The organism is Pectobacterium parmentieri (assembly GCF_001742145.1).
Lineage (GTDB): Bacteria > Pseudomonadota > Gammaproteobacteria > Enterobacterales > Enterobacteriaceae > Pectobacterium > Pectobacterium parmentieri.
In genome coordinates this window covers 4,472,150-4,495,003 of sequence record NZ_CP015749.1, presented here as the reverse complement: position 1 = coordinate 4,495,003, position 22,854 = coordinate 4,472,150, and the positions used below count along the sequence as shown (strand labels likewise).

Here is a 22,854-nt window from a genome sequence, read left to right as displayed (position 1 = left end):
CCGGCCTGAGTGATTACTATAAAACACAGCGTCGCCGCGACAGCGGCACGAAAAAAAATGTGGAGAGTTGAATGACAATAAGCACACCCATGCTGGTGACGTTTCTGGTGTATATTTTCGGGATGGTCCTCATCGGCCTGTTTGCCTACCGCGCCACCAATAACTTTGGTGATTACATTCTGGGCGGACGTCGGATGGGAAGCGTCGTCACTGCACTGTCGGCTGGCGCTTCCGATATGAGCGGCTGGCTGCTGATGGGATTACCGGGTGCTATTTTCATTTCCGGTATTTCTGAAAGCTGGATCGCGATCGGCCTGACGTTAGGCGCCTACCTGAACTGGAAATGGGTCGCTGGACGCCTGCGCGTACACACCGAAATAAACCACAACGCGCTCACGCTGCCTGACTATTTCACCCACCGTTTTGAAGATAACAGTAAATTACTGCGCGTAATCTCTGCGTTAGTCATTCTGGTTTTCTTCACTATCTACTGTGCTTCTGGCGTCGTCGCGGGGGCTCGTTTGTTTGAAAGCACCTTCGGCATGAGCTACGGCACCGCATTATGGGCAGGGGCAGCGGCCACTATCGCCTATACCTTTATCGGCGGCTTTCTGGCTGTAAGCTGGACGGACACCGTGCAGGCCAGTCTGATGATTTTCGCCCTGATCCTGACGCCAGTGATGGTCATTTTATCACTGGGAGGAATAGACACCTCACTCATGGTGATTGAAGCCAAAAACCCAGCCAATATGGATATGTTCAAAGGACTGAATTTTGTCGCTATTATCTCGCTGATGGGCTGGGGTCTGGGCTATTTTGGCCAACCACATATTCTGGCACGCTTCATGGCTGCGGATTCACACCACACGATCCATAGCGCGCGCCGCATCAGTATGACCTGGATGATTCTGTGTCTCGCTGGTGCGGTGACGGTAGGCTTCTTCGGCATCGCCTACTTCCACAACAACCCGGATCAGGCCGGTAACGTGGCGCAAAACAGCGAGCGCGTCTTTATCGAACTATCTATGCTGCTGTTCAATCCGTGGATTGCCGGTGTGCTGCTGTCTGCGATTCTGGCTGCCGTGATGAGTACGCTGAGCTGCCAGTTACTGGTGTGCTCCAGCGCCATCACCGAGGATTTGTACAAACCCTTCCTGCGCAAAAATGCCAGTCAGAAAGAGCTGGTATGGGTGGGACGTGCGATGGTGCTATTAGTCGCTATCATTGCTATTGCGCTGTCGCTCAACCCTGAAAACCGCGTACTCGGTCTGGTGAGCTATGCCTGGGCAGGGTTCGGTGCCGCCTTCGGACCGGTGATTTTGATTTCTCTGCTGTGGCCGCGTATGACGCGTAACGGCGCACTGCTCGGCATGATCGTAGGTGCAGCAACGGTACTGATCTGGAAGCAGTACGCCTGGCTGGGCCTGTATGAAATCATCCCCGGATTTATCTTCAACAGTCTGACCATTTTCATCGTCAGCCTGTTGGGTAAAGCGCCGTCAAAAGCGGTTACCGACCGCTTCAAGCAGGCAGAAGCGGAATACCAGTCCGTTTAGCCATAATGCCCGTGGCATCGTTCGCCGTGTCACGGGCTTATCGTTATCCGAAATTGGCTCTGACTGCATCGACAAAGGTTTTAACTTTAACCGCCGCCCGCCGTCCCACCGGCACCATGACATGAACTGGGCGAGCAGGCCCATTATAGTCAGACAGCACCTGCACCAGACGCCCACGGTCAATTTCCTTACGTAACACGACCTCCGGCCCAAGCGTGATACCATATCCCTCTATCGCGGCATGCAGCAGCGCATTCCAGTCATTAGCAAAAAGCCGACCTTCCGGCCTGACTTCCTCCGTCTTACCGTCCTTCTGAAATACCCACCGACAAGACGCAGCAGCGGTGCGCACGCCATAAATAAGGCTCGCGTGGCGTGCGAGACTTGATGGCGTATCTGGCACGCCTTCACGCACCAGATAGTCAGGCGATGCGCAAGCGATCAACGAGTAAGGTTGAAGTGGCCAAGCCACCATCGAACTATCTGCCAATTCACCGATGCGAATGATGACTTCAAACCCCTCTTCTATCGGGTCAACCATACGATCGTTCAGCGTCAGCGCAATTTGCGTGTCGGGATAGCGAGCAAGGTAGTGCGTGATGAACGGCGCGAGCAGATGCGATCCCCAGGTAACCGGGGCATTCACCTGAATGATACCGGAAGGTGTCACCTGCATTTCACGGGCAATCGCATCGGCATCTTCCGCTTCAGCAAGAACAACCTTACAGCGCTCATAATAGCGCAGACCAATGTCCGTCAGGCTCTGCCTACGCGTGGTACGGTTCAGCAGTCGGACTCCAAGCCTCGCTTCGAGCCATGCTACCTGCTTCGCCACCATCTGGGGTGAAATGCCCAACACCTCTGCGGCCGCGGCAAAAGACCCCAACTCCGACGCTTTGACAAAGGTGTTCATGCTGGTCAGCCGATCCATGATTCACTCATATTTGTTGTTTGTTTTCGATTAAAAACACAATTTATCTTCAAATTGTAGGCAATTAAGCTTCTCTTCTCAAAAGTATTAGGGAGAAAAAGATGAAAATTGGCATTATTGGTGCGGGCTTTGTTGGGCGGGCGATCGCTAAATTAGCGCTTCAGAACGATCATCAGGTTATGCTCAGCAACTCGCGCGATCCCCAGTCACTGTTCAGCCTCCGTCCCATGATCGGCTGCGATATCGGTACCGCCACTCAGGCAGCGCTCTTTGGCGACATTGTCGTTATTGCTGTTCCCTTTACCGCCATCGATAACCTCCCTACACAGGCTTTACAGGGCAAATCCGTCATCGATGCCGTCAACTACTATACCGAGCGAGATGGCAAGGTAGCCGCACTGGATACGCGCAGTACCACCACCAGCGAACTACTGGCTGGGTATTTACTAGGTACAAAGATCACCAAAGCGTTCAATGCCATCCCCATGACGCAGCTTGAAAGTGATGGTTTACCTGCGGGTTCTGCCAATCGCCGGGCGCTACCGCTTGCGGGTGATGACGAACGGGAAAAAGCCATTGTGGCCGAACTCTATGATGCCTTCGGGTTTGATGTCGTCGATGCGGGAAAATTGTCTGAAGGATGGCGCTTTGAAAGGAACATGCCGTCTTACTGTATACGGATGACAAAAGCGGAATTAACCGCTGCGCTGGCGCTTGCCTCGCGTGAAAGCACCGCCGATACGCAACAGGGATAACGCAAGCTGCGGGATAGCTGCGGATAAAAAAATGCTGCTCCCAGAGGGAGCAGCATAGAAATTATCGAACTTTGCTAAACGTAAAAGCGACGATTAACCCGCGACAGCGATACGCTTCATGTCTTTCATGTAGCCGCGCAGCGTGTGGCCTACGGTTTCGATCGGGTGGTTACGGATGGCTTCGTTAACATCACGCAGTTGCGCGTTGTCTACTTCAGTACCCGCGACCGCTTTGCCCAGATCGCCCGGTTGCAGAGATGCCATGAACGCACCTTTCAACAACGGTACGGCTGCGTTAGCAAACAGGTAGTTACCGTATTCTGCGGTATCAGAGATAACCACGTTCATTTCATACAGACGCTTACGCGCGATAGTGTTGGCGATCAGCGGCAGCTCATGCAGTGATTCGTAGTAGGCGGACTCTTCGATGATGCCGGAGCTCACCATGGTTTCAAACGCCAGCTCAACGCCAGCTTTCACCATCGCAACCATCAACACGCCGTTATCAAAATATTCTTGCTCAGCGATTTTACCGTCGAACTGCGGTGCGTTTTCAAACGCCGTTTTACCGGTCTCTTCACGCCAGGTCAGCAGTTTCACGTCGTCGTTCGCCCAGTCAGCCATCATGCCGCCAGAGAATTCGCCGGAGATGATGTCATCCATGTGCTTCTGGAACAGCGGAGCCATGATGCCTTTCAGTTGCTCAGACAGCGCATAAGCACGCAGTTTCGCCGGGTTAGACAGGCGATCCATCATCAGCGTAATCCCGCCTTGCTTCAGCGCTTCGGTGATGGTTTCCCAGCCGAACTGAATCAGCTTTTCTGCATAAGCAGGATCGGTGCCTTCAGCAACCAGTTTATCGAAGCCCAGCAGAGAACCAGCCTGCAACATACCACACAGAATAGTCTGCTCACCCATCAGGTCAGATTTCACTTCTGCAACGAAAGAGGATTGCAGAACGCCCGCACGGTGGCCGCCCGTTGCCGCCGCCCAGGCTTTGGCGATTGCCATGCCTTCGCCTTTTGGATCGTTTTCAGGGTGAACGGCGATCAGCGTCGGTACGCCGAAACCACGTTTGTATTCTTCACGCACTTCCGTACCTGGGCACTTCGGTGCCACCATCACTACCGTGATGTCTTTACGAATTTGCTCGCCCACTTCAACGATGTTGAAACCGTGAGAGTAGCCCAGCGCTGCGCCCTGTTTCATCAGCGGTTGTACCGCCTGAACCACTGCGGAGTGCTGTTTGTCCGGCGTCAGGTTAACGATCAGATCGGCCTGCGGGATCAGATCTTCGTAGGTGCCAACGGTGAAGCCGTTTTCGGTCGCTTTGCGCCATGATGCACGTTTTTCCGCAATGGCTTCAGCACGCAGGGCATAAGCGATATCCAGACCGGAATCGCGCATGTTCAGACCTTGGTTCAAGCCCTGAGCACCACAACCGACGATCACCACTTTTTTCCCTTTCAGGTAGCTCGCCTCATCGGCAAATTCATCACGCCCCATAAAGCGGCACTTGCCCAATTGATCCAGCTGCTGACGCAGGTTTAATGTGTTGAAATAGTTAGCCATGTCGTGCTCCGTATACGGTTTTGTTTGTCTGTTATTCAGAAAAGGATTCCCGCCAAATGGGAATTCACTATGACCCCATCATATGACAGGAATTGCGTTGCTTAAATTGATATATTAGCAACGTCATATTGCACTATTTGCAAGATAAAAAACGGCTACAAGATAAAAAACGGGGCCTGCATCGCATGGATTTACGTGATCTCAAATTATTTCTGCATCTGGCGGAAAGCCGACACTTTGGCCGTACCGCCAAGGCGATGCATATCAGCCCGTCCACACTGTCGCGGCAAATTCAGCGGCTGGAAGAGGATTTAGGGCAGACACTGTTTCTGCGCGATAACCGTACCGTGCAGCTCACCGATGCCGGGGAGCACCTGAAGCTGTTCGCTCAACAGACGCTGCTGCAATACCAGCAGCTACGCCACACGATAGACCAACACGGGCCATCATTAAGCGGAGAACTGCGAATCTTCTGCTCCGTCACCGCCGCCTACAGCCATCTGCCGCCGATTCTGGATCGCTTTCGGGCGCTGCATCCGCTGGTGGAAATCAAGCTGACAACCGGTGACGCCGCCGATGCCGTTGAGAAAATTCAGTCGATTGATGGGGATTTGGGGATTGCCGGACGCCCAGAAGCGCTGCCTGCAAGCGTTGACTTCATGCCGCTCGATAAACTGCCTCTGGCGCTGATTATCCCAGCACTTCCCTGCCCGGTACAGGCGCTGGTGCGCCAACCCGATCCAGACTGGTCGCAGATCCCCTTCATCCTGCCGGAACACGGCCCGGTGCGTAAGCGAATCGATCAGTGGTTCAGACGCAACCATATCGCCAACCCACAGATTTACGCCACGATATCCGGTCATGAAGCGATGGTATCGATGGTGGCGCTGGGTTGCGGTATCGCATTACTCCCTAATATCGTGCTGGAAAACAGCCCGGAACCGGTACGCAATCGCGTCTCTGTCTTGGCCGAACAGGTGATGGAGCCACTTGAACTCGGCGTCTGCGTACAGAAAAAACGGCTCAGCGAACCACTCATTGCCGCCTTTTGGGACATATTACAGGACACACCATGAAGATAGCCTTCACTGCCATCGCTGCAGCAGGGATGATGCTCGCCGCCCTCAACCACCCTGCGCAAGCCGCCAGTTTCTCCTGCGAAAAAGCCGCTTCCGCCCAGGAAAAGTTGATTTGCGCCAGCCCGTTGCTCGGGCAGCTAGATGAAGAATTGGCGCAGGCATGGAAAACATCCCACGCGTTCCTGACGGCGTATGACAACAGCGCACCGTGGGAAAAGACGCTCAACCAGTTTCAGCGCAGTTGGCTTACTACGCGCGATCGGTGCAAAGATGAGGACTGCCTGCGCCAGCGCTATCAGCAGCAGTTAAATCGGCTGCGTTACCTAAATGACATCGCACAGCACGCCTTACCGTCACCGATTACCCCCGTAAAAAGCACGTCCTGCTTCCACGGGTCGTTCAGCTATGAATATGTGATGTCAGGGCTTTCCGCTGAGGAGTACCGCGATCTGGGTGATTATTTTCGGGAAATGTATGACCAGAAAGCGCCCTACCACGCCGTCAGCCTGACCATGACCAATCAGCGTGGCAAGATTGAAGGCGGCGCGTCCATTGCATTCCGCTACGGTAACAAGCTGGATGATTCCGGCTTCACTGCCCGTCAGATGAGCGATACGCAAGCCACTGGCAAAGGTGAAAGCAGCTTCGGTCAGCAGGTGAAAATACTGCTCACCTGCATTGACGATGATCATCTGCAAATCGCCACCTTCGGCAGCAATCAGGAAGAAGGTTACCTGTTTAACTATTTGCTGGAGCGCGATAACACCCCATTAGAGCAACAGAAAGCACCGTAGCGCTAGCTAGCTCTGGCTCTAGCGCTCAAACCACTTATCCGCCGAAAATTCCCGCGTATCGGACTCTGCTTCCTGCGCGGCTTTCTTCATGGTTTCGATATTCATCAGGTAATGATAAAGCGGCTCAAGCTGGGTAAATCCCTGAGACAGAACCGCCACCAGGTCACCAGAAAACAGCGCTTCCATATCCTGTCGAGTACATATCGCGGCAAACGATTTGCGGTTATACCAGTTAGCCAGTTCCGGTTCCTGATCTTTAACCAGCGGGCGTTTATAGCTGTCCCCTTCCAGCGTGAAGGCATTCCCCAGACAGCTAGCAACCTCAAGAAACTGCGGCGAATTACCGCGCAACGTCTGGCGGAACAAATCCATCGTATTACGCGTCGCACTGTAATAGCCCAGCCCATAGCGCCAGGTATCGGGCGTGATTTCAAAGAAATACACTGGGGCATCCGTCCAGTCTTTGCGGGTACGTTTGAAAGTGAGCCACATATGGCTGCGATAGCGTGATTTATCGTGTGAAAAGCGCGTATCACGATGAATGCGGGAGAGGGTCTTGCCGATTGCAGGGCGAGTTTCAAAGTGGTCGTCAATCTGCAACATTGTCAGGCTGAGTTCATCCACCAGCGTGCGAAACGGTGCCACCAATTGCTCATCATAAATTGAACGATGCTCATCAAACCACGCTTTATCGTTGTTCTGCCGCACCTGCTGAAGAAACGTCAAACCCGCTTGAGAAAAACCCGTGAATTGCGTTGCCATAGAGAAATGCCATCCCTGTTGCTGTCAGATGACATAAAGATAACGCCGTCAGTAGCGAAACACCATCGGCGGCGTTAGGGAAACACTCAGCAATTAACCCGCCAGAAAGAAGCGGAATGCCGGATTATTGGTTTCGTCATGGCATTCATAGCCCAATGCCTGCAAGTGCTGCTCAAATTCCCGATCGCCAGCCTCCAATTCGAACGCGGCCAGCACGCGACCAAAATCTGTGCCGTGGCTGCGGTAATGGAACAGCGAGATATTCCAGTGCGCCCCCAGCGTATGCAGAAATTTCAGTAACGCGCCCGGTGACTCAGGGAATTCAAAGCTGTACAGCCGCTCCTGTAGTGGTTTGGAAGGCCGTCCACCGACCATATAGCGAACGTGCAGTTTCGCCATTTCATCATCGGACAAATCCACCACTTCATAGCCGTCAGCGGAAAGCTCAGCAATAATTTCCTGCCGCTCCGCATAACCGCGCGTCAAACGCACGCCGACAAAAATGCAGGCGTCTTTGGCATCCGCGTAGCGATAGTTAAACTCCGTGACGGAGCGACCACCCAGCAGTTGGCAAAACTTCAGGAAGCTTCCCTGTTTTTCGGGGATCGTCACAGCCAGCAAGGCTTCACGCTGTTCACCCAGTTCGCAGCGTTCGGAAACGTAGCGTAATCCGTGGAAGTTGACGTTCGCACCGGACAGAATATGCGCCAGACGCTCCCCCTGAATCTGATGCTGCTGGATGTATTTCTTCATCCCTGCTAACGCCAGTGCGCCAGACGGTTCCGCAATCGCACGGACATCTTCGAACAGATCTTTCACTGCCGCACAGATGGCATCGCTATCGACGGTAATCACATCATCCAGATATTCCCGACACAGGCGGAACGTTTCATCGCCGATGCGCTTCACCGCCACGCCTTCGGCAAACAGCCCAACACGCGGCAGATCGACAGGTTGCCCAGCGTCCAGCGCCGCACGCAGACAGGCGGAATCTTCCGCCTCAACGCCGATCACCTGAATCTGTGGCATCAGTTGCTTAATCAGCACGGCAACGCCTGCTGCCAAGCCACCACCACCAACAGGCACAAATACGCGATCCAAATGCGCATCTTGCTGTAGCAACTCCAACGCCAGCGTACCTTGTCCGGCAATCACCGCCGGGTGATCGAACGGCGGCAGAAAAGTCATATGCTGTTGCACTGACAGTTCAATCGCCTTGGCCTTGGCCTCATCAAAGTTAGCACCGTGTAACAGCACTTCCCCACCAAAACCACGCACCGCATCCACCTTGATGTCGGCCGTCGCCACCGGCATCACAATCAGCGATTTAATTCCCAGCTTGCTGGAGGACAGCGCGACCCCTTGTGCATGGTTACCGGCTGACGCCGTCACCACACCGTGGGATTTTTGTTCGTCGCTCAGACCCGCCATCATCGCGTAAGCACCACGCAGCTTAAAGCTGTGCACCGCGTGTCTATCTTCACGTTTTACCAGTATGACATTACCCAGTCGCGAAGAGATCTTATCCATCTTCTCCAGCGGTGTGACCTGCGTGATTTCATACACTGGCGACCGCAAGATCGCACGCAGGTACTCCGCGCCCCCCGGCGCGGCAGGAAGAGGTTGTGATACAGCCATCAGCATTAGCCTCCCAGCTTGCTTTTATCCCGCACAGCGCCTTTATCTGCGCTGGTTGCCAGGCTGGCATACGCACGCAGCGCAAAAGAAACCTGACGTTCGCGATTATGTGGTGTCCAGGCCGCATCGCCCCGTGCCAGTTCTGTTTCACGGCGGCTTGCCAATTCACTCTCCGCGACGTCCAGCACAATGCTGCGGCTCGGGATATCAATGGCAATCATATCGCCGTCCTGTACCAAGCCAATCGTGCCACCATTCGCGGCTTCAGGAGACGCGTGGCCGATGGACAGACCAGACGTCCCACCAGAGAAACGACCGTCAGTGATCAGCGCACAACTTTTACCCAACCCCATCGATTTCAGGTAGGTGGTCGGATACAGCATTTCCTGCATGCCCGGCCCGCCTTTCGGCCCTTCATAACGGATGACAACCACATCACCCGCCACCACTTTACCGCCCAGAATCGCGTCTACCGCGTCATCCTGGCTTTCATAGACTTTTGCCGGGCCGCGGAAAATCAGGCTATCTTTATCAACACCTGCGGTTTTGACGATACAACCATCTAGCGCGATGTTGCCGTATAGCACGGCCAGCCCGCCGTCCTGACTGTAAGCATATTCACGTGAACGGATGCAGCCTTCCTGACGATCGGTATCCAGTGAATCCCAGCGACAATCCTGAGAAAACGCTTTGGTCGTGCGAATACCTGCCGGGCCAGCGGAATACATACGCTTCACGCTTTCATCTTTCGTCAGCATAACGTCGTAGGCTTCCAGCGTTTCCGGCAGCGTTTTACCCAACACGTTGTTGACTTCACGGTTCAACAGACCAGCTCTGTCCAACTCACCCAGAATGCCGATAACCCCACCAGCACGGTGTACGTCTTCCATATGGTATTTCTGACCACTTGGCGCGACCTTGCACAGGTGTGGCACCTTACGTGAGAGACGGTCGATATCCGACATGGTGAAATCAATTTCGCCTTCCTGCGCTGCGGCCAACAGGTGCAATACCGTGTTGGTGGAACCGCCCATCGCGATATCCAGAATCATGGCGTTTTCAAATGCGGCTTTACTGGCGATATTGCGCGGCAATACGCTCGCGTCATCCTGCTCGTAATAACGTTTCGCCAGACCCACAATACGCGTGCCCGCATTCAGGAACAGATCTTTACGATCGGCATGCGTCGCGAGCAATGAACCATTGGCTGGCTGGGAAAGCCCCAGCGCCTCAGTTAGGCAGTTCATGGAGTTCGCGGTGAACATCCCCGAACAGGAACCACAGGTCGGACAGGCAGAACGCTCAATTTGCTCACTATCGGCATCGCTGACGTTAGGGTTCGCCCCCTGGATCATGGCATCGATGAGATCGAGCTTGATAATTTGGTTGGAGAGCTTGGTTTTCCCTGCTTCCATCGGGCCGCCGGAAACAAAAATCACCGGAATATTCAGGCGCAGTGACGCCATCAACATCCCTGGGGTGATTTTGTCGCAGTTGGAAATACACACCATCGCATCCGCGCAGTGGGCATTAACCATGTATTCCACGGAGTCGGCAATCAGTTCACGGGAAGGCAGAGAATAGAGCATACCGCCGTGTCCCATGGCGATACCGTCATCAACCGCAATGGTGTTAAATTCTTTCGCGACGCCGCCAGAGGCTTCGATCTGCTCGGCAACCAGTTTCCCCAGATCGCGCAAGTGCACATGGCCGGGCACGAATTGGGTGAAGGAGTTAACCACCGCGATAATCGGTTTACCAAAATCGTCATCGGTCATTCCGGTGGCGCGCCACAAGGCTCGGGCACCGGCCATATTACGGCCGTGTGTGGTTGTGGCTGAACGGTACTTAGGCATGCTCTATTACTCCAAAAATTACGAATTTGGCGATGACGGAACGCGTCACCGCCTGACTGTCTGTATACCCGTTATATTTCAAGCTGCATGTGCGTTGGCATTCCTGCAACCCGAACTATTTAGGGTATATAATTTAACGATTTATCGGATCCAACCAGCCCCATTTATCTTCGGTTTCACCCGTGAAGAGGCCAAAAAATGCATCCTGTAAGGCTTTGGTGACCGGGCCGCGTTTGCCAATGCCGACCTGAATGCCGTCTACGCTGCGTACCGGCGTAATTTCCGCCGCCGTGCCGGACATAAACACTTCATCCGCCAGATACAGTGACTCACGGGACAGCACCTGCTCACGCACTTCATATCCTGCGTCCTTCGCCAACTTGATGATGGCGTCGCGCGTAATGCCCGGCAGCGCTGAAGAGGTAAACGGCGGCGTGAAGATAACGCCGTCCTTCACTTCAAATAGGTTCTCGCCAGCCCCTTCGGAAACATAGCCGTGGACATCCAGCGCGATCCCTTCCTGATAACCGTGACGACGAGCTTCACTGCCCACCAGCAGGGAGGACAGATAGTTACCGCCCGCTTTAGCAGCGGTTGGAATGGTATTCGCCGCGACACGGTTCCAGGACGACACCATCGCATCAATACCGGCTTCCAGCGCTTCTTCACCCAGATACGCACCCCACGGGAAAGCCGCGATGATCACATCAGTTTGATAACCGTCTGGCGGGTTAACGCCCATCCCCACATCACCAATAAACACCAGTGGACGAATATAGGCGCTGGTCAGGTTATTTTTGCGCAGCGTTTCACGACAGGCTTCCATCAACTCGTCCACACTTTGTGCGACTGGCATACGGTAAATTTTTGCCGAATCATGCAGGCGCTGCATGTGCTCACGGTGACGGAAAACCACCGGGCCCTTATGTGAATTGTAGCAACGAACGCCTTCAAAGACGGAGGTGCCATAGTGCAGGGCATGCGACATCACGTGTACTTTTGCTTCAGCCCAAGGAACCATCTCGCCATTGAACCAAATGTAGTCCGCTTTTTTTGTCATTCTTCTTTTTCCTTACTCTTTTGCGTTAGGCGCTGATCTGCTGTGATGTCGTCATCGGTTGAATGTCAACGCAGGCAATATCCAACAGCTTGCTCAATTGTGTTGACAATAAATCCACCGAACGATGGCTGGCAACGGTCAGTTCAATATTAATGTGATCGGTATTAGTAGTTTGCACCATATTCATCGCGCAAACTTTGAAGCCGCGATGGCGGGTAACACGCAATACACGCTCCAGAACCTCGGGACGGAAGCGCGCCTGAATCGAAAGTTGATGGTGTGTCATTCTGTTGTCTCCAGCACTTATTCTGTGTAAGTCAGCCATTAGTGGGTTTCGTCGAGCTTATTTGGTTTTATCGAGCATCGTTTCATTACCCGCACCCGGCGGAACCAGAGGCCAGACGTTTTCGTATTCATCGATCGATACATGCAGTAAATAGGGCCCTTCGCTATTAAATAGGGCATCCAGCGCGGCATCAATTTGATCTTTACGGGTGATGCGCTGGCCGGGGATATCAAATGCGCTTGCCAGCGTCAGGAAATCAGGGTTATCGGAGAGATCGGTTTCACTATAGCGTTCATCAAAGAATAACTGCTGCCACTGGCGTACCATGCCTAACCGTTGGTTATCCAGCAGTACGATCTTCAACGGCAGCCGTTTTCGTTTGATGGTGCCCAGTTCCTGAACGTTCATCATGAAAGAACCGTCACCGGAAATGCAGATAACCATGTCGTCCGGGCGCGCAACCTGCGCACCTACCGCTGCGGGTACGCCAAAGCCCATCGTACCGAGACCGCTGGAGGTGATGAAATTCTCAGGACGGCTGAACGTCATATGCTGTGCAGCCCACATTTGGTGCTGGCCCACATCGGTCGTCACCACGGTATCCGCATCCATTCGTTCGGAAATCGTCTTCAGCAGCGCGGGGGCATAAATCGCCTGACCGGGATGATCGTAACGCCACGGGTATTCCGCCTTCATCAGTGTAGCCTGCTGACGCCACGCGCTGATGTTCAGCGGTTGTTGCAGAGCCGGTAATATCGCCTTCAGATCGCCTTGCAGCGCCACATTGGCATGGCGCAATTTGCTCAGTTCCGCCGGGTCGATGTCCATATGAATGACGCTAGCATGAGGGGCGAAGGCGTTCAGCTTGCCAGTCACGCGGTCATCAAAACGCGCTCCGACCGCGATTAACAGATCGCATTCCTGCACAATCAGGTTCGCCGCCTTCGTGCCATGCATACCAATCATACCGAGATAATAGGGATGATTGGCATCCACGGCACCTAGCCCTTTCAGCGTAGAAACCGAAGGAATATCCGCCACACTCAGGAATTCACGCAGTGCAGGAACCGCATTCGCCATACCGACCCCGCCGCCAACGTACAGCACCGGTTTCTGTGCTTTCGCCAGCAGAGCGTGCGCCTGCGCGATATCTTGTTCAGGGAAATCAACATCATTAGCAACGGGCGCAAAGTTCGGCGTGAAATCGCCGACAGCTAACTGAATATCTTTAGGAATATCGACCAGTACAGGGCCAGGGCGGCCGCTGTTAGCAATCGCGAACGCTTCTGCCATCACTTCCGGCAATGATTCGAGAGACTCAACCAGAAAACTATGTTTCGTACAGGCCAGTGACAGACCCAACACGTCTATCTCCTGAAAAGCATCGGTGCCAATCAGCGCCGACCCCACCTGTCCAGTAATCGCCACCACAGGCACAGAGTCCAGCAACGCATCGGCCAAACCGGTGATCAGGTTGGTAGCACCCGGGCCAGATGTCGCTATACAGACACCCACCTTGCCCGTCGCGCGGGCATAGCCAAGCGCTGCCATTGCCGCACCTTGCTCATGGCGACACAGAAGGTGTTTAACGCCGCCGTCATAAAGTGCATCATAGACTGGCATTATCGCCCCACCCGGATAACCAAAAACGGTTTCCACTCCCTGTGCTCGCAACGCTTGCACTACCCACTGTGCTCCATTCATAGTTATTTCCCCGACATCTTATGGGAATAACAGAATTTTATGCTGATGTTCATTTTCTGTTCCTTTCTGTTATAGATTACGCCCAACAAAAAACCCCCGACCTTTCGGTGCGGGGGTTTTCTTGAATCAGGCCTTGATTTCTAAGCCATTCTTCGTCCAAGTGCAGCCCCGCACGGTGGGATAATAATCACCACCACGCTAATCACGACTAGGCTAATCACTAGGGATAGGGCTTTCATAATAGGTTGTTCATTAATCTTCTGTCGAACGAATGCCTACAGAGTTATCACAGTCAGACATGCCATGACAACAATTTTTTTTCATTGCCACCAGTAAGGATTACCTATGATACGGGAAAAAATACAACGTAATCATAAGGTAGAAGCCTGTGAAATTATTTTCGTCTATTGGATGAAAAATGAGCATCACATGAGGATACGAAGCAATGAAAACATGTGTTACCGCTCGTCAGATAACGTTAAGAGAACCGTTCGCCCTAAATAATTGCGGCACCGTGCGCACAAATTTTATCCATTGTTGAAACAGAAGATTATTTTATGACACCGCCGCGCAGGTTAGCGATGACAGCCTCTACTTTCTCACCCTTGCAGCACATGATGCATACCATCATCAAAGGGGAAATAGCATGTCATTGGCAGTTACCTATACTCGGGCAATGATTGGTGTACAAGCGCCGGACGTTTACATCGAAGTTCACATCAGCAGCGGATTACCTGCATTAACGCTGGTGGGGTTACCAGAAACCACCGTCAAAGAAGCGCGCGATCGTGTGCGCAGTGCACTCATCAATTGCGGGTTTACGTTTCCAGCAAAGCGTATCACCGTCAACCTCGCCCCGGCAGACTTGCCCAAAGAAGGGGGACGCTACGATCTACCGATTGCTCTGGCGATTCTAGCGGCATCAGAACAAATCGATGGCGAAAAGCTAAGCCGCTATGAATTTCTCGGCGAACTCGGCCTGTCTGGTACGTTACGTGGCGTAAATGGCGCGATTCCAGCCGCACTAGAAGCCATAAAAGCAGGTCGTCAGCTTATCCTGCCAGATGACAACAAACGGGAGATGACGCTGATACCGCAGGGTGAAGCGCTAATGGCGGGACATCTGTTACAGGTATGTGCTTTTCTCAGTGGAGAAGAAGAGCTACTCAGTTGCTCCGATATGACGCCCGTTCCGCAACTTGAGGAAGATACGCTCGACCTGAAGGATATTATCGGTCAGGAGCAAGCTAAACGCGCGCTAGAAATCGCGGCAGCAGGCGGTCACAACCTGCTATTGCTAGGACCGCCAGGAACAGGGAAAACCATGCTGGCGAGTCGGCTAGGCAATCTAATGCCGCCATTGAGCGATGAAGAAGCGTTAGAAAGCGCCGCTATCAACAGCCTCGTCAACATTGATGCCACCATGACGCGCTGGCGGGCCAGGCCCTTCAGAGCGCCTCACCATAGCTCTTCAATGGCTGCGCTCGTGGGCGGAGGTTCACTGCCCAAACCCGGAGAAATTTCGCTCGCCCACAACGGCGTACTGTTTCTGGATGAATTACCGGAGTTCGAGCGACGCGTTCTGGACTCACTACGAGAGCCTCTGGAATCCGGTGAAATTATCATTTCCCGCACCCGAGCCAAAGTGTGTTATCCAGCACGTGTACAGCTTGTCGCTGCAATGAATCCCAGTCCGTCAGGTCACTATCAGGGCATCCATAACCGGCTCCCTGCACAACAGATACTGCGCTATCTCAGTAAGCTCTCCGGTCCCTTCTTGGATCGCTTTGACCTTTCGATCGAAGTTCCTTTGCTGCCACCAGGGGTGTTATCTCAACAACATTATCAGGGGGAAAGTAGCGCAACAATTCGCGAGCGTGTGCTGATCGCCCGGCAGATACAGTTGAAGCGAGCAAATAAGATCAACGCACGGCTAACTTCACGCGAAATAGAAAAACACTGCGCGCTAGAGATGCCTGATGCAGCTTACCTTGAAGAGGTGATGAACAAACTTGGTTTATCTGTACGTGCCTGGCACAGAATATTGAAAGTCGCACGTACAATCGCTGACCTCGGCGATCGGGGCAACATTGAGAGGAAGCATCTTGCCGAAGCACTGAGCTACCGTTGTATGGATCGATTACTCATTCAGCTCCACAAAAGCCTTGAATAGCGGGAGTTAATGACTTACCCCAAAAGGAAATGGGGCTAACGCCCCATTCTTAATTAATCATCGCTTTCAGTGTATTCTTCCACCGCGTCCATTTGCGGCTTACCACCGGACAGCGTATGGAAGCGTTTAGGACGACGGACACGTTCCAGATATTTGGACCAGATTTTTTCCAGTTCCGTTTCCGCTTTACGTTCGCCGCGACACATTGCAACAAACGATGTCTCTTCCTCTGTCACTGGTTCACGTTTGCCCAAATCCAGCTCGTTAAACGCGTAACCGTGGCGCTCCAACAGTTGTGCTTCTTTAATAGTAAAGTCGCCATGTCGGGAAAAACCACGCGGGTAGAACTTGTTATCAAAAAAACGATGAGTGGTAGAGAAGCTTTCTGCCATCTTACACGCTCCTAATTCTTCTATGGTCGTGTTGTTTATGGCGCGGAGTATTAGATAGGCTTGACATTGTGTAAAACAAAACATTTAAATCATCACGACAAATTTTTTTTGGAGACGGGCGTGGATACCGAATTACTAAAAACCTTTCTGGAAGTCAGTAGGACAAGACACTTTGGCCGTGCCGCCGAATCCCTGTATCTGACGCAGTCAGCGGTGAGTTTTCGGATTCGCCAGTTAGAGACGCAACTTGGTGCCAACCTGTTCACACGTCATCGGAACAATATACGTCTGACCCCCGCTGGCGAACGACTTCTACCCTATGCGGAAAGCCTTATCGGTACCTGGCAGATCGCCAAAAAAGAGGTTGCACGCTCTCAGCAACACAGCCTGCTCTCGGTAGGAGCAACCGCTTCATTATGGGAGGTATATCTGACACCGTGGTTACAATCTCTCTACCAACAGCGCCCATTGCTCCAGTTAGAAGCGCGGATTGCCTTGCGCCACTCGCTGGTAAAGCAACTCCATGAACGTCAGTTGGATCTGTTGATTACGACTGAACCACCCAAAATGGAGGAATTGGCGAGCCAGCTACTGGGCAATTTTTCCCTTTCGCTGTTTGCAGCAGAAGCGCACCCACCCGGACAGGAACTGCCCTATATCAAACTTGAATGGGGAGCTGATTTTCATCAGCAGGAACATCGCCTGCTAGCCAACGAGCAACTTCCTGTCTTGACAACAACATCGGCCCATTTAACCCGTCAGTTGCTTGAAACAACCGGCGGTTGTGCGTTTTTACCTAGCCATTGGTTACAAACGTACACCAATCTGCAGATAGTCGGCGACAGTCAGCCCGTCGTGCGTCCGTTTTATGCCGTTTGGTTGCAAAATAGCGATCAACAGACAATGATCCGTCAGTTGTTGAAAACGCCTATTTTAATAAATGCATGATCCATTCAGCTCATATCTGACTTAGAACCTATCTCAGTAGGCGTTATTGGCGCAGCCAGTTTGGACTCGGACAGCGCGCAGACAACATGTAACACATGTTGAACGGACGCTAGTCCGGCCCAACGGGCGAGCATAGCGAAAACCGGAGCGTACACGGAGTACGTGAGGATTTATTCGCTACGCTCACCCTACGGGTAGCCCCAAAGAGCGTTCAAACACAATTGCGTTTGTGCGAACACTGCCCAGGTTCAAAATGGCAAATGAAGTAGCCCTAATGAGACAGGTTCTTAAGTACGTCTGCCTAACCAGAAGGTGCTTAACGCTTTCTGTAGCCCAATGAAAGCAAACAGCAGGAAACCAATGACAATTTTTGTCCACCATGAACTCAAGGTGCCGTCAAACGTGATATACGTTTGAATTAAGCCTTGAATCAGTACACCAAACAAGGTTCCTAATACGGTTCCAACACCGCCGGTCAGTAGCGTACCACCAATCACGACAGCCGCGATGGCATCCAACTCCACACCGCTTGCCGCCAGAGCATAACCCGCAGAGGTATAGAGCGAAAAAACAATGCCTGATAGCACCGCTAACGTACTGGAAAGCATGTATATATGAATTGTCGTTCTCCTGACAGGCACCCCCATCAGCTCCGCAGAATAGCTGTTACCGCCAATCGCATAAACACGGTTACCGAAGCGGGTACGATGCGCCATTACAATCCCTACCAGCACCACAATCAACATAACCAGTGCCAGAAAGGTAAACCGCCCGCCATCAGGCATGCGCCATGCCAAACCCGCCAGTTGGCTATAAACCGGATGATCGATGGGAATCGACTCCTGTGAAACGATAAAGCTCATTCCCCGGACAAAGAACATACCCGCCAACGTGATAATAAATGCAGGCAATTTCAGCGTATCTATGATCCATCCCATCACACCGCCAAACATGGCTCCCATCACCAACGCGATTGCGAACGCAAAGAAAGGATCCATTCCATAGACACCGATCAATTTGGCCAACAACACGCCGGTAAACGCAATCACTGATCCCACGGAGAGATCGATCCCGCCAGACAGAATGACGAACGTCATCCCAACCGCTACGATCCCTAAAAAAGCGTTATCCGTCAGTAAATCAAAGAAAACTCGCGTCGAAGCAAAACCGGGAAACTGGCTGAGACAAAACAGATAACCAGCAATAAATACCAGAATTGTCATCAGCAGAGGGAAGTGGCGTCTCAACATTATACTTTCCTCCTGAATAGGTGATGCAGCGAAATACGTGGGGATTGCATAATCAGAACCAGCAGAACAACGAGCGCTTTCAGAACCAGATTAAATTCCGGCCGATAACCAGAGAGCAGGATGCCAGTATTCATGCTCTGAATAATCAATGCACCGACAACAGAAAGCAGCAAATTAAAACGTCCTCCGAGTAGAGAACCGCCACCGATCACCACGGCCAGAATCGCATCTAATTCCAGCCAGAGGCCTGCATTGTTCGCATCCGCACCGCGGATATCCGCCGTTACGATAATGCCTGCCACGGCGGCGCATATGCCGCATATGACATAAGCCGCGATTAATACCAGCTTTGTGCTCACGCCAGCATTGCGAGCTGAGCGCAGATTAATGCCAACTGATTCGATAAATAGCCCAAGCGCCGTTTTACGCGTCAGCGCCCACAGGGCCAGTAGCGTCACGCTGGCAATAATCACCGGCATCGGCAGATAGAACAAGGTTCCGCTACCCAGCTTAGCCAACCCGGCGTTATCAAATGTAATAATCTGGCCTTCGGTAATCAGTTGAGCAATACCCCGCCCCGCGACCATCAGCATTAACGTCGCCACAATCGGCTGAATCTGTAATACCGCGACCAGAAAGCCGTTCCATAACCCACATAGTGCGCCAACCAATAATGCGGTCAGTAATACGGAAGGGAGTGGATGACCCGCAGCCGTAAGCGTCGCGGCTGTCGCTCCCGCAATCGCCATAACCGCACCAACTGATAAGTCAATGCCACCCGTGGCAATAACCAGCGTCATACCTAACGCCAGTAGCGCAACGGGCGCACCGCGATTAAGGATGTCGATAAGGCTCCCGAATAAGCGCCCATCCTGAATGTGAAGGGAAAAGAAGTTTGGCGCGACCACGCTGTCAATCAACAGGATAGCGGCCAGCGCCAGAAGCTGTGGCACTCCTTTGGTGAACGTTAGGCGCACTTTTTTGGCAGGTTTGATGTTATTGTCTGGCATCAGTCGCTCCCGTTTGTATTGCGATTGCCTGCATCACTGCGGCTACCGAGATCTCGCTATGTTCGAGATGCGCAACGTGTTGCCTGTCTCGCAACACAATGATGCGGTCGGCATAGCCAGTCAGCTCTTCCAGTTCAGAAGAGATCACGAGTAACGCCATCCCCTGCTCACACAGTTTTTCGATAAGGCGAATGATTTCAGCATGTGCGCCAACATCAATCCCTCTCGTTGGCTCATCCAGAATCAAGAAACGCGGCTCTGTGGCCAGCCAGCGCGATAGCAATACTTTTTGCTGATTCCCTCCCGATAGATACTGAATTTCCTGTTCAGCACTGGGCGTGCGAATCCCTAACAGACTGATAAATTTTTCAGCGATACGGGTTTGCTCGCGTAAAGAAATGGGTTTCAGCCAGCCACGTTGAGCTTGAAGTGCCAGAATAATGTTCTCTCGTACCGTTGCTGCGCCGACGATGCCGTCAGTTTTGCGATCCTCTGGGCAATAGCCAAAACCTAGCTTTCCTGCTGCACGCGGCGTGCGAATGTTGACTCGTTTGCTATCAACCCAAGCCTCACCAGCATCAGGCACGTTGATACCAAATATTAACTGCGCGGTTTCCGTTCTGCCGGACCCCAATAGACCTGCCAGACCAACAATTTCCCCTGGGCGCACGGAAAGCTCGAAGTCATTAATCGAGCCACGTCGGCCATAGTGTTTAAATTGCACAATAGGTTCACCCGAGGCATCACTGTGTTTACCACGTTTAAGTAACGTTTCATCAAAACTGTGTCCCAACATCATTTGAACTAATTCAATACGCGGCAATTCTGCAGCAGGTAATGTCCCGACTAGTCGCCCATTACGTAAAACGGTAATTCTGTCGCTAATACGGTAAACCTGATCCAGAAAATGCGTGACAAATATCATGCCAATTCCGCGATCACGCAACTTCCGCAATATATCCAGCAGCATATCGACTTCTTTTGCATCAAGGCTGGCGGTGGGTTCATCAAGAATCAAAACTTTAGCGGAGAGATCGATAGCTCTGGCAATCGCTACTATTTGCTGGACCGCAATGGAATAATTACCAAGTGGATGGCTCACATCAATCATCAGTCCATAACTTAATAAGAGCGCTTCGGCCTGATGTAGGATTCTCTGTTGATCAACGATGCCCCACCGAGTGGGTTCTCGTCCAATGAATAAGTTAGCGGCAACAGACAAATTCGGTAATAGATTAACTTCTTGATATACCGTTCCGATACCCAATGATTGGGCATCGGCCGTATTAACAGGATTAATCGCTATGCCATCAAGGATAATGCCACCCGATGAGCGGTGGTAAACACCTGTCAGCGCCTTAATTAGCGTTGATTTACCTGCACCGTTCTCCCCCAATAGCGCCACTATCTCGCCGCGATTAAGCGTGAAATCCACACTATCTAATGCCTTCACTCCCGGAAACTCAACGCTCATACCCCGAATATCTAACAATCGTGTCGTTTCCATCAGCATCACCTATGCGACAACTTAACAAGGCCACGTCACACCTGAGCAATATTATGGTAAGTAGGCTGACAATATTCACTGCCCTTTTATTTAAAAGGGCAGAAAACAGGGTAAACCTACTTTTCCATATTCATATTTCTGCTAGGTATTTAGCAAAATTTATATAAATCATGAATTCATAATATAAATATCAATAACCAAGATCTTTTTTGGTTTCATATTCCTGTTTTGCCGTGTCAGGCAATAATAAACGGGATTCTGTCTGGATAAATTTTTCCGGCTGCTTTCCGTCTTTCTTCATCGCTAATAAAGCATCAAAAGCAGGCCCAGCCATATTGGGTGTTAACTCAACGGTGGCATTAGCTTCACCATTCATCATGGCCTTGAAAACATCGGGGACACCATCAATAGAAACAACTTTTATTTGTGAACCAGGTTTTAGGCCCGCTTCTTTAATTGCCTGAATAGCACCTATAGCCATATCATCATTATGTGCATAAACTGCACAAATATTTTTCCCGTTCTGTTCAGCTTTAATAAAGCTTTCCATAACCTCTTTACCCTTACTGCGAGTAAAGTCTCCCGATTGTGAACGGATAATTTTTATCTGCGGGTCCGAAGCTATGCCGTCAGCAAACCCTTTCTTGCGGTTTATCGCTACGCTAGCTCCAACTGTTCCCTGTAACTCGACAACATTACAAGGTTTACCTGCGGCCTCTTTCACAAGCCATTCCCCCGCCACTTTTCCTTCATAGACACTGTCAGAGGCAATAGCAGCGGTGTACAACGATGGATCACTAACTTCAATCGTTCTATCAAGTAGAAAAACCGGGATTTTTGCTTCTTTGGCTTCTTGTAAGACTGGGACCCAACCGGTGGCAACGACCGGCGCGATAAATATGGCATCTACGCCTTGAGCAATGAATGACCGTACAGCCTTAATCTGATTCTCTTGTTTCTGTTGAGCATCAGCGATCTTCAGCGTTATTCCACGTTTCTCAGCTTCCTGCTTTGACACTTTAGTCTCCGCAGAACGCCATCCTGATTCTGAACCAATCTGGGAAAACCCGACAGTTAAGGGTTTTGCCTGTACGGCACCGCATAATGCCGTGCTTACAGCAACAGCGACCAGTAAACGTCTGTACATACTTAAACTCCTTCTGTGTAGCTTTACAGCTACGTAGTCAGATTTCAGGTACAGCATAGCGCCACGAATTTATGCTATAGCGCTACCGATGTGATGTTGGCAGATATCACTCACAAGTGAATGTAACCTGAAGGCGTATTTTGAATAACGATTTACTCTTCACTCAGGTTGTAGATAGTTTTAGTTCAAATATCGAACAAGGTAGATGAGCAAGTTCACAACCTGGTATTACGGTGATTTTGTGCATATTTACAGCTAAATCAGCACGATCTGTCAGAAGGACACTAAAGTATTTTATCTGTTAAATAACAATGAATTAGATTAACCGGGTATCCAATAGAGATAAATAATGGAGAAATCAGGAAGAGGGATACAAGACAGGATCGAGCATAAAGTACAGATCAAAAAAAACCCTTCACGATGACGTGAAGGGT

At 51.7% G+C, this 22,854-nt stretch carries 20 protein-coding genes; 6 read left to right on the top strand and 14 right to left on the bottom strand.

Annotated elements, in window-relative coordinates; translation table 11 throughout:
• Positions 1-71 precede the first annotated feature (71 nt).
• Positions 72-1,556 (top strand): sodium/proline symporter PutP, encoded by a 1,485-nt coding sequence (gene putP / locus A8F97_RS20445; RefSeq protein ID WP_033072267.1) that lies wholly within the window; start codon positions 72-74, stop codon positions 1,554-1,556.
• Between the two features lie 43 nt (positions 1,557-1,599).
• Here putP and A8F97_RS20440 read toward each other — a convergent pair whose 3' ends face one another.
• A complete protein-coding gene (locus A8F97_RS20440; RefSeq protein ID WP_014701811.1) occupies positions 1,600-2,487 on the bottom strand; it encodes a LysR family transcriptional regulator in 888 nt (295 codons plus the stop codon).
• Between the two features lie 101 nt (positions 2,488-2,588).
• On the opposite strand from A8F97_RS20440, the gene A8F97_RS20435 reads away from it, so the two are divergent.
• Positions 2,589-3,242 (top strand): NADPH-dependent F420 reductase, encoded by a 654-nt coding sequence (locus tag A8F97_RS20435; protein ID WP_033072268.1) that lies wholly within the window; start codon positions 2,589-2,591, stop codon positions 3,240-3,242.
• A 93-nt stretch (positions 3,243-3,335) separates the two neighbouring features.
• Here the strand turns inward: A8F97_RS20435 and ilvC are convergent, their stop codons facing one another.
• Positions 3,336-4,814, bottom strand: a complete 1,479-nt coding sequence (gene ilvC, locus A8F97_RS20430) for a ketol-acid reductoisomerase (protein WP_005969112.1) — start codon at positions 4,812-4,814, stop codon at positions 3,336-3,338.
• A gap of 185 nt (positions 4,815-4,999) precedes the next feature.
• Between ilvC and ilvY the strand changes: the two genes are divergently transcribed.
• Together ilvY and A8F97_RS20420 are read left to right on the top strand one after the other, a co-directional pair.
• The gene (gene ilvY, locus A8F97_RS20425) at positions 5,000-5,890 is read left to right on the top strand and encodes an HTH-type transcriptional activator IlvY (protein WP_014701813.1); all 891 of its coding nucleotides are present in this window, start codon (positions 5,000-5,002) and stop codon (positions 5,888-5,890) included.
• Positions 5,887-6,687, top strand: coding sequence for a lysozyme inhibitor LprI family protein (locus A8F97_RS20420; protein WP_033072269.1), 801 nt, complete (start codon positions 5,887-5,889; stop codon positions 6,685-6,687). The genes ilvY and A8F97_RS20420 overlap by 4 nt, the downstream gene beginning before the upstream one ends.
• An 18-nt stretch (positions 6,688-6,705) precedes the next feature.
• Here the strand turns inward: A8F97_RS20420 and A8F97_RS20415 are convergent, their stop codons facing one another.
• The 7 genes from A8F97_RS20415 to ilvL form a co-directional block, all read right to left on the bottom strand.
• On the bottom strand, positions 6,706-7,449 hold the full coding sequence (locus A8F97_RS20415) for a DUF2461 domain-containing protein (protein WP_014701815.1): 744 nt from the start codon (positions 7,447-7,449) through the stop codon (positions 6,706-6,708).
• A gap of 93 nt (positions 7,450-7,542) precedes the next feature.
• Positions 7,543-9,087, bottom strand: coding sequence for a threonine ammonia-lyase, biosynthetic (ilvA, locus tag A8F97_RS20410; RefSeq protein ID WP_014701816.1), 1,545 nt, complete (start codon positions 9,085-9,087; stop codon positions 7,543-7,545).
• 5 nt (positions 9,088-9,092) lie between these two features.
• Positions 9,093-10,943, bottom strand: a complete 1,851-nt coding sequence (ilvD, locus tag A8F97_RS20405; RefSeq protein ID WP_015731417.1) for a dihydroxy-acid dehydratase — start codon at positions 10,941-10,943, stop codon at positions 9,093-9,095.
• Positions 10,944-11,076: 133 nt separating this feature from the next.
• A complete protein-coding gene (locus tag A8F97_RS20400) occupies positions 11,077-12,003 on the bottom strand; it encodes a branched-chain amino acid transaminase (RefSeq protein ID WP_014701818.1) in 927 nt (308 codons plus the stop codon).
• Between the two features lie 25 nt (positions 12,004-12,028).
• Complete coding sequence (ilvM, locus tag A8F97_RS20395; protein WP_005969103.1) at positions 12,029-12,289, bottom strand: acetolactate synthase 2 small subunit; 261 nt, start codon at positions 12,287-12,289, stop codon at positions 12,029-12,031.
• 57 nt (positions 12,290-12,346) lie between these two features.
• Complete coding sequence (ilvG, locus tag A8F97_RS20390; protein WP_014701819.1) at positions 12,347-13,993, bottom strand: acetolactate synthase 2 catalytic subunit; 1,647 nt, start codon at positions 13,991-13,993, stop codon at positions 12,347-12,349.
• A 140-nt stretch (positions 13,994-14,133) separates the two neighbouring features.
• On the bottom strand, positions 14,134-14,232 hold the full coding sequence (gene ilvL, locus A8F97_RS23715) for an ilv operon leader peptide (RefSeq protein WP_071531109.1): 99 nt from the start codon (positions 14,230-14,232) through the stop codon (positions 14,134-14,136).
• A 407-nt stretch (positions 14,233-14,639) separates the two neighbouring features.
• On the opposite strand from ilvL, the gene A8F97_RS20385 reads away from it, so the two are divergent.
• On the top strand, positions 14,640-16,166 hold the full coding sequence (locus A8F97_RS20385) for a YifB family Mg chelatase-like AAA ATPase (RefSeq protein WP_015731418.1): 1,527 nt from the start codon (positions 14,640-14,642) through the stop codon (positions 16,164-16,166).
• A gap of 53 nt (positions 16,167-16,219) precedes the next feature.
• Here the strand turns inward: A8F97_RS20385 and A8F97_RS20380 are convergent, their stop codons facing one another.
• A complete protein-coding gene (locus A8F97_RS20380; protein ID WP_014701822.1) occupies positions 16,220-16,558 on the bottom strand; it encodes a MaoP family protein in 339 nt (112 codons plus the stop codon).
• 120 nt (positions 16,559-16,678) lie between these two features.
• Between A8F97_RS20380 and hdfR the strand changes: the two genes are divergently transcribed.
• Positions 16,679-17,506 (top strand): HTH-type transcriptional regulator HdfR, encoded by an 828-nt coding sequence (gene hdfR, locus A8F97_RS20375; protein ID WP_014701823.1) that lies wholly within the window; start codon positions 16,679-16,681, stop codon positions 17,504-17,506.
• Between the two features lie 287 nt (positions 17,507-17,793).
• Here hdfR and yjfF read toward each other — a convergent pair whose 3' ends face one another.
• The 4 genes from yjfF to ytfQ all read right to left on the bottom strand — a co-directional run bounded on the left by yjfF (position 17,794) and on the right by ytfQ (position 22,420).
• Positions 17,794-18,756 (bottom strand): galactofuranose ABC transporter, permease protein YjfF, encoded by a 963-nt coding sequence (gene yjfF, locus A8F97_RS20370; protein WP_015731419.1) that lies wholly within the window; start codon positions 18,754-18,756, stop codon positions 17,794-17,796.
• The gene (ytfT, locus tag A8F97_RS20365; RefSeq protein WP_033072270.1) at positions 18,756-19,766 is read right to left on the bottom strand and encodes a galactofuranose ABC transporter, ATP-binding protein YtfT; all 1,011 of its coding nucleotides are present in this window, start codon (positions 19,764-19,766) and stop codon (positions 18,756-18,758) included. Before ytfT ends, yjfF begins: the two co-directional genes overlap by 1 nt.
• Positions 19,753-21,273: a galactofuranose ABC transporter, ATP-binding protein YtfR gene (gene ytfR, locus A8F97_RS20360; RefSeq protein WP_025919671.1), complete on the bottom strand. Its 1,521-nt coding sequence runs from the start codon at positions 21,271-21,273 to the stop codon at positions 19,753-19,755. The genes ytfT and ytfR overlap by 14 nt, the downstream gene beginning before the upstream one ends.
• Before the next feature lie 190 nt (positions 21,274-21,463).
• Complete coding sequence (gene ytfQ, locus A8F97_RS20355; RefSeq protein ID WP_014701827.1) at positions 21,464-22,420, bottom strand: galactofuranose ABC transporter, galactofuranose-binding protein YtfQ; 957 nt, start codon at positions 22,418-22,420, stop codon at positions 21,464-21,466.
• Positions 22,421-22,854 lie beyond the last annotated feature (434 nt).